Annotated in this window: 11 protein-coding genes; 7 read left to right on the top strand and 4 right to left on the bottom strand. The window is 70.9% G+C overall.

Going from position 1 to position 13,134, the window contains the following annotated elements; translation table 11 throughout:
• Positions 1–62 precede the first annotated feature (62 nt).
• The 5 genes from ACWD3H_RS13840 to ACWD3H_RS13820 all read left to right on the top strand — a co-directional run bounded on the left by ACWD3H_RS13840 (position 63) and on the right by ACWD3H_RS13820 (position 5,729).
• Entirely contained in the window at positions 63–2,390 is a 2,328-nt protein-coding gene (locus tag ACWD3H_RS13840; RefSeq protein WP_451955194.1) for a xanthine dehydrogenase family protein molybdopterin-binding subunit, read from the top strand.
• A 64-nt stretch (positions 2,391–2,454) separates the two neighbouring features.
• Positions 2,455–3,423 carry an FAD binding domain-containing protein gene (locus ACWD3H_RS13835; protein ID WP_451955193.1) on the top strand — a complete coding sequence of 323 codons (969 nt, stop codon included), beginning with the start codon at positions 2,455–2,457 and terminating at the stop codon, positions 3,421–3,423.
• The gene (locus ACWD3H_RS13830; RefSeq protein WP_451955192.1) at positions 3,420–3,887 is read left to right on the top strand and encodes a (2Fe-2S)-binding protein; all 468 of its coding nucleotides are present in this window, start codon (positions 3,420–3,422) and stop codon (positions 3,885–3,887) included. Before ACWD3H_RS13835 ends, ACWD3H_RS13830 begins: the two co-directional genes overlap by 4 nt.
• Before the next feature lie 118 nt (positions 3,888–4,005).
• Positions 4,006–4,539, top strand: a complete 534-nt coding sequence (locus ACWD3H_RS13825) for a SigE family RNA polymerase sigma factor (protein ID WP_355550863.1) — start codon at positions 4,006–4,008, stop codon at positions 4,537–4,539.
• Positions 4,536–5,729 (top strand): hypothetical protein, encoded by a 1,194-nt coding sequence (locus tag ACWD3H_RS13820; protein WP_451955191.1) that lies wholly within the window; start codon positions 4,536–4,538, stop codon positions 5,727–5,729. The genes ACWD3H_RS13825 and ACWD3H_RS13820 overlap by 4 nt, the downstream gene beginning before the upstream one ends.
• Before the next feature lie 18 nt (positions 5,730–5,747).
• Here the strand turns inward: ACWD3H_RS13820 and ACWD3H_RS13815 are convergent, their stop codons facing one another.
• The 4 genes from ACWD3H_RS13815 to ACWD3H_RS13800 all read right to left on the bottom strand — a co-directional run bounded on the left by ACWD3H_RS13815 (position 5,748) and on the right by ACWD3H_RS13800 (position 9,390).
• On the bottom strand, positions 5,748–7,154 hold the full coding sequence (locus tag ACWD3H_RS13815) for a glutamine synthetase family protein (protein WP_451955190.1): 1,407 nt from the start codon (positions 7,152–7,154) through the stop codon (positions 5,748–5,750).
• A 111-nt stretch (positions 7,155–7,265) separates the two neighbouring features.
• Entirely contained in the window at positions 7,266–7,844 is a 579-nt protein-coding gene (locus ACWD3H_RS13810; RefSeq protein WP_451955189.1) for a hypothetical protein, read from the bottom strand.
• Between the two features lie 317 nt (positions 7,845–8,161).
• Entirely contained in the window at positions 8,162–8,323 is a 162-nt protein-coding gene (locus tag ACWD3H_RS13805) for a hypothetical protein (RefSeq protein WP_169750203.1), read from the bottom strand.
• 434 nt (positions 8,324–8,757) lie between these two features.
• A complete protein-coding gene (locus ACWD3H_RS13800; protein WP_451955188.1) occupies positions 8,758–9,390 on the bottom strand; it encodes a TIGR03085 family metal-binding protein in 633 nt (210 codons plus the stop codon).
• A gap of 168 nt (positions 9,391–9,558) precedes the next feature.
• Here ACWD3H_RS13800 and ACWD3H_RS13795 point away from each other — a divergent pair, with 168 nt between their 5' ends.
• A complete protein-coding gene (locus tag ACWD3H_RS13795; protein WP_451955226.1) occupies positions 9,559–11,358 on the top strand; it encodes an ABC transporter ATP-binding protein in 1,800 nt (599 codons plus the stop codon).
• A complete protein-coding gene (locus tag ACWD3H_RS13790; protein WP_451955187.1) occupies positions 11,355–13,127 on the top strand; it encodes an ABC transporter ATP-binding protein in 1,773 nt (590 codons plus the stop codon). The genes ACWD3H_RS13795 and ACWD3H_RS13790 overlap by 4 nt, the downstream gene beginning before the upstream one ends.
• Positions 13,128–13,134: the final 7 nt, after the last annotated feature.

Raw genomic sequence — 13,134 nt, 5'->3', positions numbered from 1 at the left:
AAGTTTTATGGGCATTATGTGAGTTAGAATTGCCGAGCCGAATCCGGGGGGTGGAGGACGTCGTGGCACATGACTGGGCTAGGCGGGAAGACGCGCGGCTGCTCACCGGTCATGGCCGCTACGTCGCCGACATCGCGGTGCCGGGATGCCTGGACGCGGCGTTCGTACGGAGTTCTGTGGCACACGGCCGGTTGCGCGAGGTGGACTGCGCTCCGGCTCGTCGGGTTCCCGGGGTGCGGGGGGCCTGGGCGGCTGCCGATCTTCCGGGGTTGCCGCCGGTTCCCCTGACGGCTCTCGCCGGGATGTCCTCGGCGGAGGTGGTGGCGGGGCGGGTGTGGCCGTCGCTGGCTGCCGACCGGGTGCGGTACGCGGGTGAGGCGGTCGCGGTGGTGGTCGGGGAGGACCGCTACCGGGCCGAGGACGGGGTGGCCGAGGTCGTCGTGCGGACGGATCCGCTTCCGCCCGCGGTGTCGGTGGCCGAGGCCCTGGACGGCTCTGTTCCGTTGTTCGAGGGCTTGGACAACGTGGTGCTGGAACGGTCGGTCGGTGTGCCGATCGACGAGGCCGTCTGGGGGCGGGCGGCGGTCGTGGTGGAGGCGCGTTACCGCCAGCAGTTGCTGCTGCCGTCGCCGATGGAGTGCCGGGCGTTCCTCGCGGTCCCCGAGGAGGACCGGCTGACCGTGTGGTGCTCCCATCAGGCGCCGTACCGGCTCCGGCGGGAGCTGGCCGGGGCGCTGGGCCTGCCCGTTGAGCGGATCAGGGTGGTGACACCCGACAGCGGCGGTGCGTTCGGGTCGAAGAGCGCCACCTTTCCCGAGTACCTCACGGTCGCCTTTCTGGCGGTGACGCTGGGGGCGCCGATCCGGTGGATCGAGGACCGCGCCGAGTCGCTGCTGGCCGCCACCCGGGGCCGGGGGCAGGACCAGCGGGTCCGGCTGGCCGCCGACGCCGAGGGGCTGCTGCTCGCGTACGAGCTGAGGATCGACGCCGACGTGGGGGCCTATCCGCACATCGGGGCGGGGCTGCCGATGCAGACCGCCCGGATGGCCACCGGCGCCTACGCCACGCCCCTGGTGCACGCCACGGTTCGTTCGGTGCTGACCACCACCATGCCGACCTACCCCTATCGCGGCGCCGGGCGGCCGGAGGCGGCGTTCGCGCTGGAGAGGTCGATGGACGTGCTGGCCGATCGGCTGGGCATGGACCCGGCGGAACTACGGCGACGCAACTTCATCCCACCCGAGCGTTTCCCGTACGAGACGCCCACCGGCAGGCGCTACGACAGCGGGAACTACGCCGGGGCGCTGGATCTGGCGCTGAAGACCCTCGACTACGACGGGTGGCGGGCCGAGCGGGCCCGGCGCCGGGCCTCTGTGACCGCCCTGCCCCTGGGCATCGGGCTCTCCTGCTACGTCGAACGATCCGGAGGTGAGGAGGGTGGTCTGCACGAGTTCGGCGGCGTCGAGGCGTGCCCGGACGGCACGGTGATCGCCAGGTGCGGCACCGCCTCCAGCGGGCAGAGCCACGAGACGACCTTCTCCTCGCTGGTGGCCGCCACCCTCGGCCTGGACTCCTCGCGGGTCCGGTTCGTGGAAGGAGACACCGACGAACTGGCCGACGGGGTCGGCTCGTACGCCAGCCGCTCGGCACAGGTGGGCGGCCCGGCCCTGCACCGCGCGGCCACCGCGCTGATCGACCTGGCGCGGGAGCGGGCCGCGCGGCTGTGGCGGCTGCCGGTCGGGGAGGTGGTCTGGTCCGGCGGCAGGCTGAGCTCCCGCACGGACGACGCGGTCGCGCTGGACCTCGGTGAGCTGGTGCGGGTCACCGGGTCGTTGCGGGTGGACGAGCGGTTCGAGTCGGGTATGGCGTTTCCGTTCGGCACCCACGCCGCCGTCGTCGAGGTCGACCCGGGCCTGGGCACCGTACGGGTACTCCGGCTGGTCGCGGTGGACGACTGCGGGGTGATGCTCAATCCGGCGGCGGTCGCGGGGCAGGCCAGGGGGTCGATCGCGCAGGGGATCGGGCAGGCGCTGTACGAGGGGGTGCCCTACGACGAGGCCGGGGTGCCGCTGCTGCCCTACGGCCTGTTGGACTACCTGCTGCCGACGTTCACCGAGATGCCGCCGATGGAGGTGCGGGAGACCAGCACTCCGACGCCGTGGACACCGCTGGGAGCCAAGGGAGCCGGGGAGTCGGGGTGCATCGGCACTCCCGCGGCCATTGTCAACGCGGTCGCCGACGCGTTGGGGGTCACCGATCCTGACCTGCTGCGGATGCCGCTCACCCCGGACGTGGTGTGGCGGGCGGCCCGCGCCGCGACGGTCGCTTCCTCGGCGGTCGGCTCCTCGACGGGGTCGACGGTGGGTCCGACGGTGGGGGAGGGGTCGTGAGGCCCGTTGTCTTCGGCCATGTCGTGCCGGCCACCGGCGCGGGTCCGACGGTGGGGGAGGGGCTGTGAAGCCCGCCGCTTTCGACTACCTCGCACCGGAGACCGTACAGGAGGCGGTGGGCGCGCTCGCCGAGGTCGGGGAGCGGGCGCGGATACTCGCCGGCGGGCAGAGCCTGATCATGGAGATGCGCTGTCGGCGCTGTCTGCCGGAGTTGGTGGTGGACATCAACCGGGTCCAGGGCCTCGATCAGCTGCGGGTGCAGGACGGCGGGTTGCAGGTCGGGGCGCTGGTCCGGCACCGTGCCTTCGAGTCGCCCCGGGTGGCGCCCGGTCCGCTCGGCAGGCTGCTCTCGCGCACCGTCGTCAACATCGCGCACCCGCCGATTCGCGCTCTGGGCACCATGGCGGGCAGCCTGGCCTGGGCGCACCCCGCCGCCGAATGGGGCGCCATCGCCGTCGGCCTGGACGCCGACATCGAGTTGCGCGGGCGCGCGGGCGCGCGAGTGATCGCAGCTCGTGACTACTTCCACGGTCCCCACCGGACCGAGTGCCGGCCGCAGGAGATGATCACGTCTGTCCGGCTCCCGCTGCTCGACGACACCGTCGGGGTCGCGTTCGTCGAGCACCGGCGGACGCACGCCGGCTTCGCCCAGATCGCCGTCGCGGTGGCCCTGACCGTGCTCGACGGAGTGATCACCCAGGCGTTCATCGGACTCGCCAACGCCGCGGACAGGCCGGTACGAGCGCACGCCGCCGAACTGTCGTTGATCGGCGCCGAGATCGGCGCCTCCTTCTTGGGCCCGGCCCTCTTCGGTTCGGCTCGCTCCTACCCGGCGCCGCCTGACGGCCATCCGTTCGATCACGCCGCGCGGATCGCCGCCGAGGGTGACGCCGACCCCTGTGCCCAGCCGTACGCCGACGTCGAATACCAGCGGCAGGTCGTCGCCGTCCTCGTCGGCCGTGCCCTGTACCAGGCGGCCTCGGATCGGCAGGCGCACGCCGGACATGACGGATCAGCGGGGGAGCGGCGATGAACATCACGCTCACGGTGAACGGCCGGGTGCACCAGCTGGACGTGGAACCCCGGCGCGCCCTTGGCGACGTGTTGCGTGAGGACTGCGGGCTGACCGGTACGCACCTTGGCTGTGAGCAGGGAGTCTGCGGTTCGTGCACGGTCGTGGTCGACGGCCGTGCGGTCCGTTCCTGCCTGCTGCTGGCCGTGCAGTGCGACGGGCGTTCGGTGCGTACCGTGGAGGGGTTGGCGGGCCGCGACGGTGAGCCGCATCCGCTCCAGCGGGCGTTCTCCGCCGAGCACGCGCTGCAGTGCGGTTTCTGCACGCCGGGGTTCCTCATGCTCGCCGTCGCCGCGCTGGAGTCCGACCCCGCGATCGTCGAGGATCCGGAGCGGCTGCGGGAACTCCTCACGTCCAACCTGTGCCGGTGCACCGGGTACGAACCCATCCGGCGCGCGATCGAGAGCGCGGCCAAGGCCCTGTAGTGGTTCGTCGGCGTTTCCCGGCTCCTGGGGCGCACGTTCGCGCAAGTCGTTTAATTCGGGTCTGCCACCCAACCTTCTTGCTCCTCGTCGGCGTTTGTACCAGTCGGGAGGAGAAATATTGGATCGCAATGACAGCTTCCGTGAATTCGTGGACGCTCACCAGCAGTCGTTGATGCGCACGGCGTACCTGCTCACCGGAGACGCGCATCTTGCCGAGGACCTGCTGCAGAGTGTCCTGATCAAGATCATCAGGCGCTGGTCGAAGGTGCTGAGCCTTGACAGGCCGGAGGCGTACGCGCGGAAAGCGCTGGTGAACCAGTACATCTCATGGCTGCGGCGCCGGACCGGGCGCGAGCTTCCGCGGGCCGACCCGCCCGAGGTGGCCTATTCGAGCGAGGACTCCACGGTCATCCGGATCGTCGTGCGCCAGGCGCTCCTGCGGCTGCCCCCGAAACAGCGCGCGGTGATCGTCCTGCGTTTCTACGAGGACCGCACCGAACGTGAGACCGCCGAGCTGATGGGCTGTTCGGTCGGCACGGTCAAGAGTCAGGCCCATCAGGCACTGAACCGCTTACGAGTCCTGGCGCCGGAACTGGCCCCCAAATTCTCCGAACTGGAAGATCAGGCCGATACTCAGGAGGCACACCGATGACCTGGCTGCGGCAGGTGCTCGACGACATCGCCGAAGACTCCCCAAGGGTGGATCTGGCCGAGCGGACGATCAGAATCCACGAACGCAGGCGCCGGACCGTCACCGCACTCGTCGCGGCCGTCACGGTCACCGTCATCGTGCTCGGCGCGACGGCCGGGGTGCGGCTGCTGCCCACGGAACGGCAGGACTCCTCCGGGACCGGCGGAGTCGCCGATCTGCCGGACCGGGGAGTGGGCCCGCTGAGCCACGCGTACAAGACCTTCTGCAACCCGTCCGAAGGCGCGGCCCCGCCGGACTGCAGGGACGGCGCCTGGCGGGTGGTCACCCGCGCGGGAAGGACCTACCACGTTCCCGACGCGCTGACCGGCTTCAGCAGCCCGCTGGCGATCAGCCAGGACGGGCGCAGGATCGCCTACTACGCCGTCAAGGAGAGCACCTTCAAGGTCCGTGAGCTGGACAGCGGCGACGAACTGGCGGCTCCCGTCAAGATCCCCACAGCGTGGCTCGGCTCCGTCTCCCACCTCCTGATGTCCGACGACAGCCGCTTCCTGGCGTTCACCAAGCGTCCTCCCCTGAAGGACCCGGCCATGCTGATCGACATGCGCGAGCGGATGACCCGGCCGCTGCCGAACGGGGGGAATCCCATCGGCATCTCCAAGGACGGCGACACCGTGATGCTGGCGGAGTATTCGCCCAAGTCCCGCCTGCAGATGATGTCCCACCTGTGGACGACGTCCACGGCCGGAAACCAGGCCGCGGTCACCCTCCCGCGGGCCTACAAGTTCGGTGCGCTGGCTCTCGACGGCGAAACGGTCGTCGGACTGGAGAACCGTATGACCAGTAGCTCCAAGCCGTGCCTGACGGGTGCCCTCGCACACCTGGACGCGAGGACCGGCAAGGTGCGCCGGAAGGTCACGGTGAGCGGCCTGCCCACGAAGACCCACAACGTCTCCCTGCGCGCCTGGCTGAACCCCAGGGAGATCACCGTCATCGCCATTCCCAACCCGGTGTGCATGGGCAAACGGCTTCCCGCGGCGGATGACGCCCCGGCCACGACGACCGATCCGCCCTATGTGACCGTCACCGCCTATGCGCTGAACGTCGGAACCGGCAAGGCGCGGCGAATCGGCGGCTACACGGCGCAGGACTTCTTCGGCCTGGTCCTGCCGGGCCACGAGGGGACGCTCTGACGGCATCCGGGCCTTCGGTTAGAAGACCCGGAAGTGGTGGAACAGCTCGTAGGCGGTGTTGTGGGCCGCGAAGGAGCGGGCCTCGGAGCGTTTGACGGCGAGGTAGGCGGAGGCGCGCAGCGGGCCGAGGGCGTGCATGAGGAGTTCGTCGGCCTCCAGGGCGTCCAGGGCCTCGTCCAGGGAGGCCGGAAGGCGGGGGACCTGGCCGGCGGGGAGGGTGGCGGGGTCGACGCCGACGGGGGCACCGGGGTCGAGCCGGCGGCGGATGCCGTCCAGGCCGGCGTGGATGACGGCGCCGAGCGACAGGTAGGGGTTGGCCGAGGAGTCGGAGGGTTTCAGCTCCAGGTTGGTGGACGCCGCGGCGTCCCGGCCGGTGGGGGAGCAGATGCGCACCGCGGCCTCGCGGTTGTCCATTCCGTAGCAGGCGTACGCGCTCGACCATGCCCTCGGGGTGAGACGCCGGAAGCTGTTCACCGAGCCGCAGGTCAGCGCGGTGAGCGCGGGCAGGTGGGCGATCAGGCCGCCGATGAAGTGGTAGGCCGTGACCGACAGGCCGTACCGGTCGGAGGGGTCGGCGAAGACGTTGGTGCGCAGGGCGGGGTCCCAGAGGGACAGGTGCAGGTGGGTGCCGTTGCCCGCCTGGTCGGCAAGGGGTTTGGGGGCGAGGGAGGCCCACATCGACATGCGGGTGGCGACGCCCCTGACGGTCTCGCGGTAGATCAGGTGGTTGTCGGCGGCGTGCAGGGCGGCGGCGTGGCGGATCGACAGCTCCTGCTGGCCGTGGCCCAGTTCCGGGTGGTAGTGCTCGACCCGCAGGCCCTGGCTCTCCAGGGCGTGGACCAAAGTCGTCGCGTAGTCGTGGGCCTGGTTGAAGCCGGTCGTCGAGTAGCAGAGGCTGTCGTCGGCGGGGACCAGGCGGTCCAGGCCGCCCTCGGGGTCGGGTTCGCGGCGGCCGAGGGTGAACTCGGGTTCGAAGGCGGCGACGAGGACACGGCCCTCGTCGGCCAGGGCGGCCACGGCCTCGCGCAGGAAGGTGCGCGGGCAGGCGGGCCAGGGGGAGCCGTCGACCTGGCGCAGATCCGACAGCATGGCGGCCGAGCCGGGGGCGTAGGGCAACTGGACGAAGGTGGTCGGGTCGGGGACGAGACGGACCTCGCCGACCGGGCCGAGCCCCTTGACGTCCTGGAGTTCGTCGAGCATGTTCATCGCCATCATCGCGACGGTGTGCCCGATGCCGGTACGGAGCCGTTCGGCCAGCAGGGAGTGGGAGGTGGCCTTACCCCTGATCACGCCGCCGTGGTCGGCGTACAGGAAGCGGATCAGTTTGATGCCGTCGGTGTTGACGCGTTCGGTGACACGTTCGATGACGCGTCGTGTCGCGGAGTCGAGCGTGTCGGCTCCGCCGGCGTCGTGATGATCTCCCACGCTTTCTGCGTAACACGTCTCCGGGGAGAGTGGAAGCACCTTGGTGTTTCCCTCGGATCGGTTCGGGGGGTTCCAGCGGTCTTTGACCTGTTGTTATGTGGTGGAACCCTGCTAGCGCAGGGTGTTCGGCGTCGCGGGGGCAGCCGGAGGGAAAGAGGCCGGGGCCGAGGGGAGCGGGCGGGCGCAGCGGCAGGTGATGGTGATCGTCACCGCGCCGGTGGCGCAGGCGCCGGAGGGAGTGCACGCCTCGACCGGGACCGTCCAGATGCCGGGCACCCGGGAGGCGCCGCCGAGCAGGCCGTCGGCGTCGAGCGTGATCCCGGTGGGCAGCAGGGTGGGGTCGGCCACCCTGAAACCGAGCGTCGCGCCGGTCGGGTTGGCCAGGGTGATCCTGCCCTTCAGTGGCCGGTCGACGGGGGCGCCGAAGTGGCCGAGGAACGGGTGGGCGGAGGGCGGCGAGGGAACGGCGCCTCGCCCGACGGGCCGTTCGGTTCCGTCACCGGCCGCCGTCCCTACCGTTGCCGGGCCCTTGAAGCCGGACGCCGGGGTGGAGGCCGGTGACGGGGCGGGGGACGGTGTCTGGACGGATGCAGGGGTCGCGAAGGCGACCTGTGAGGTCGCCGGTAGGCCGAACGTGACGGCTCCGGCGATGAGCGACCCGACCAGGAAGAAACCCCGCGTGCCCCGCATGAACGATCCCCCCGTACGAGAAACGGACCTTCCCCTCAAGGTGCCGGAAAGATCATCAAGGGAGTGCCGTGATGTTTCCCGTGGTCATCCATGATCGGGTCAGGGCGTTCGCCGCGCGGCTCTGGGCGGCGGGTGGGGTTTCGTCGGGGGCTCACGGGCAGGGGGGGTGGCGGCCTACGGCGATCCTTGTGATGCGCTCTCGGGATCGGCGAAGCAGACGGTGCGGCGGTCTGGTGTCGGGGGAGTGTGGCGCTCCCCCGTGGATCGGTCAGGAGCGCGGATGACATGGTTCGGGGCGGGCGGTTCCCGCCGGTCGGTCAGCTAAGTACTCGTGTCACGAACAGAGCCAACTGGTCTGCTCCCCTCACGATCCCGTCGAAGACTCCGTTGACCGCGCCCGCCGCCTCGGCGGGCTTGGTGAACAGATAGAAGACCACGAACGCTACCCCGAGGTAGGTGAGGACCTTCTTGACCTGCATGGGGGCCTCCTGGCAGTTCCAATCCCAGCCGTATATACCCGAATTTTATCGATCTTTGGCATCTGCGGCCCGGGTGGCTCCCGGATTTTGATGATCATACCCATCCCACGGGGGCGAACCATGGTCTGGTCGCGAGTTTGGCATAGGTCACACCAGCCATCGTGCGGTGGCCGGGGCGCTCCTGTCCAATCCTCACAGCCAGGTATACCGGTAGGGCTAGGGGGAGGCGGTGGGATCGCGAATACCGGTGTGCGGTGACCCCTGCCGAAAAAACCAAGGGGGCTTGGTGTCTGGTGGCATCCGGTCGCCCCGGGCCCCGGGTGAGACCGCGGGCCGATCGCGCGACGCCTGGCGTGTGCGTGTCCCGGCTCGTCACGATCTCGCACGGGCCGTGAGCGAGCCGGTCGGGCGCACAGCCGCCGGGGTGGGGCCGCTCAGACGCCCAGGGGGGCGTCCATCAGCCTGGCCACCGCCTCGTCGTCGCCGCTCAGGTCGACCTTGGCGTGGGCCTGGCGGCCGAAGCAGAACAGCAGCAGTTCCCCGGCCCGGCCCGTCACCTCGACCTGTTGCGTGGCGTCCTTGGAACCGCCGATGGCGACGCCTCCGCCGATGCGGTGCAGGACCACCCGGACGGGGGAGCGGCGGAGGAACACCCGGATGCCGGCGCGGATCTGCTTCCAGAACCTCTCCTCAAGGTCGGCGGGCAGCTCGCGCGGCTCCCAGACCCGCTGTGCGCGCCGCACGTCCTCGTGGTGGATGAAGAACTCCGCCGTGTTGACGGTCTGGTCGAGGCCGGGAAGGCGGTAGAGCCCGGACGGCCCCGAGCGCACGAGCTCGACGAGGCCCGGGTAGCCCTTTCTGGTCTTCAACGACTCCTGCACCCGGTCGGTGTATCCGGCCAGCGGCTTGAGGAGGATGCCTCCGAGCGCGTCGGCGCGGCGCTCGCGCAGGACGAGGTGGGCGGCGAGGTCGAAGGTGGTCCAGCCCTCGCAGAGCGTAGGGGCATCCGGGCCGAGCTGGGCGAACAGGTCGCTGAGCGCGGCGCGTTCGGCACGGGCGTGATTCATTTGATGATCCTAACAAGGTCGTTGTGTGAGCAACCAGAGGTGTGGGTGCGATCTTGTCGGAGGTGGTTCGGGAATAACCGCATGATCCAGGGTGATAGGGACTTAGGTAGCAATGTTTCCCGTCGAAAGGACACCTCCCGCGTGGCGAGCAAGGTGACCACCGCAGTCATGCGACAGGGGTTCGGTGTCCTCGGGGTGGCGATCCGGGCTGAAAAGCCGATCTTCGCTGCCGCGGTGCTGTCCAGCGCCCTGTACGGCCTGATGACCGTCGCCGCGGCGTGGGCGCTCGGCTGGGCGACCGACCATGTCGTGCTGCCCGCCTTCGAGAACGGGCGGATCACGACCGGCGCGCTGGCCTTCGGCGCGCTCCTCATCCTCGGGGTCTCCCTGCTCAAGGCGCTGGGCGTGGCGGGACGGCGGTATTTCGCCGGGGTCATGCAGTACCGGATGCAGGCCCGCTCCCGCCGGGACGTCACCCGGCAGTATCTGAGGCTCCCGCTGGCCTGGCACCACAGGCACCCGACCGGGCAGCTGCTGTCGAACGCCGGCTCCGACGTCGAGGCCGCCTGGGCGCCGCTCGCGCCGCTGCCGATGGCGGTCGGCGTCGTGGTGATGCTGGTCACCGCGGCCGTCGCAATGGTGATCACCGACCCGATCCTCGCCCTCGTCGGTTTCCTGGTCTTTCCCGCGATCGCCGTGCTCAACCTGGTCTACCAGCGAAGGCTCAACCCGCTGGCCACCCGCGCCCAGCAGCTGCGCGCCGAGGTCAGCGAGATCGCCCACGAGAGCTTCGACGGCGCCCTGGTCGTCAAGACCCTCGGCCGCGAGGACGAGGAGACCGCCAGGTTCCTGGCCAAGGCCCATGAGCTGCGCGACGCCAACATCGCCGTCGGCCGGGTCCGCGGCCTGTTCGACCCGGTGCTTGAGGCGCTGCCCACCCTGGGCGTGCTCGCCGTGCTGCTGATCGGCGTGATGCGGCTGGAGAGCGGCGCGATCGGCTCCGGCGTGCTCGTCCAGGTCGCCTACCTGTTCACCCTGCTGGCCTTCCCGATCCGCGCGCTGGGCTGGGTGCTCGCCGAGCTGCCCCGGGCCGTCGTCGGCTACGGGCGGATCAGGGCGGTGCTCGACGCGACCGGCTCCATGGAGCACGGCGCCGTCGAGCTGACCGGCGCCGACCCCGCCAGGCTGGAGGTCCGCGACCTCGGTTACGCCTACGGCGGCGGTGACGGTGACGGTGACTTCCCCGTCCTGCACGACGTGAGCCTGGAGGTCGCCCCCGGCCGCACCGTCGCCCTGGTCGGCCCCACCGGGTCCGGCAAGTCCACGCTCGCCCAGACCTTCGTCCGCCTGGTCGATCCGGCGCGGGGCACCGTCCTGCTGGACGGTACGGACCTGCGCGAGGTCACCAGGGGCGGGGTCAGCGACGCGGTGGCGTTGGTGCCGCAGCAGACGTTCCTGTTCGACGACACCGTACGGGGCAACGTCACCCTCGGCCTGCCGGTCGGCGACGAGGACGTCTGGGCGGCGCTGCGCCTGGCCCAGGCCGAGGGGTTCGTCAGCGCCCTTCCCTCGGGGCTGGACACCAAGGTCGGCGAGCGCGGCACCAGCCTCTCCGGTGGCCAGCGCCAGCGGATCGCGCTGGCCCGCGCGCTGGTGCGCCGCCCCCGGCTGCTCGTCCTGGACGACGCCACCTCCAGCGTCGACCCGCAGGTCGAGGCCAGGATCCTGTACGGGCTGAGGGACGCGGCCCAGGCCTCCACGGTGGTCGTCATCGCCTACCGGATGGCCACCATCGCCCTGGCCGACGAGGTCGTCTACCTGGAGCACGGCCGGGTCGTCGACCGGGGCGGCCACGCGGAGCTGCTCGCCCGCTGCGCGGGCTACCGCAATCTGGTCACCGCCTACGAACGTCAGGAAGCCGAGCGCGAGGCGCTCGACGCCGAGCAAGAGGAAGAGGTCAGCGCTTGAGCTCGCTTCAGGGGGTCGAGCGTTCCGGGGTGGCCACCGTCAGGCACGGGCTGTCACTCACGCCGGAGTTCCGCAAGGGGCTGGCCGGAACGCTCGTGCTGGCCGTGGTCGCCACGGTCGGCAAGATCATCGTACCGATCGCGGTCCAGCAGACCATCGACACCGGGCTCGGCGGAGCGACCCCCGACCTGGCCTACGTGCGCACCGCGGTGCTGCTGTGCGCCGCCGCCGTGGCGCTCACCGCGCTGTGTGGATACCTGATGAACGTCCGCCTCTACCGGGCCACCGAGTCCTCCCTGGCCGCGCTCAGGGTGCGCGGCTTCCGGCACGTGCACGACCTGTCGGTGCTCACCCAGAACTCCGAGCGGCGCGGCGCCCTCGTCTCCCGGGTCACCGGCGATGTCGACCAGATCAGCACGTTCATGCAGTGGGGCGGGCTGATGATCATCATCACCCCGGGGCAGCTCCTGGTCGCCACCGTGCTGATGTTCGTCTACTCCTGGCAGCTCACCCTGGTGGTGTGGGCCTGCTTCCTGCCGCTCATGGTCGTGCTGCCGCGCTTCCAGCGGTGGCTCTCCGGCGCCTACACCCGGGTCCGCGAGCGCACCGGCGACATGCTCTCGGCGGTCAGCGAGTCGGTGGTGGGCGCCGCGGTGATCAGGGCCCACGGCTCCGAGGCCCGTACGGCGGAAAGGCTCGACGTCGCGATCGACGCCAACAAGGCGGCGCAGGCCCGCACCCAGCGGATCGTCGCGACGGTGTTCCCGCTGACCGAGATCGTCGCCTCGGTGGCCCTGGCCGCCGTGGTGCTGGTCGGGGTGCGGCTCGGCCTGGCCGGCGAGATCACCGTGGGGAGCCTGGTCGCCTTCCTGTTCCTCATCACGCTCTTCGTCTCGCCGATGCAGATCGCCACCGAGGTGCTCAACGAGGCGCAGAACGCCGTCGCCGGATGGCGGCGCATCCTCGGCGTGCTCGACACCCCGCCCGACGTCGCCGACCCCGGCCCGGAGGGCGTCGAGCTGCCGCGCGGCCCCATCTCGGTCTCCTTCGAGAACGTCGGGTTCGCCTATCCCGGCGGGGTGCCGGTGCTGCACGAGGTCTCGGCGGACATCCCGCCCCGCTCGCGGATCGCCGTGGTGGGGGAGACCGGTTCCGGCAAGACCACCTTCGCCAAGCTGCTCACCCGCCTGATGGACCCCGTCTCGGGACGGATCACGGTGGACGGCCACGACCTGCGGACCGTCAGGTTCTCCTCGCTGCGCCGGCGCATCGTCATGGTCCCGCAGGACGGGTTCCTGTTCGACGGCACCCTGGCCGAGAACATCGCCTTCGGCCGCCCCTCGGCGACCGAGGAGGAGATCCGGCTGGCCATGACCGAGCTGGGGCTCGCCGACTGGCTGGAGGGGTTGCCCGCCGACCTGTCGACCAGGGTGGGCCAGCGCGGCGAGTCGCTGTCGGCCGGCGAGCGCCAGCTCGTCGCGCTCGCCCGCGCCTACCTGGCGGATCCCGACCTGCTGCTGCTGGACGAGGCCACCTCCGCGGTGGACCCGGCGACGGAGGTACGGCTGGCCCGCGCCCTGGAGGGGGTCACCCGGGGCCGCACCGCCGTCTCCATCGCCCACCGGCTCTCCACCGCCGAGGCGGCCGACGAGGTGTTCGTCTTCGACCGGGGCCGGATCGTGCAGCGCGGCCCGCACGCCGAGCTGGTACGGCAGCCGGGCGTCTACGCCGACCTGTACGCCTCCTGGGTCTCGTCGGCCCGTTCCTAGGAAGTCG

Source organism: Streptosporangium sp. NPDC002607 (assembly GCF_053592655.1).
The sequence above is the reverse complement of the archived record's forward strand: the minus strand, read 5'-3'. Positions and strand labels throughout refer to the sequence as shown.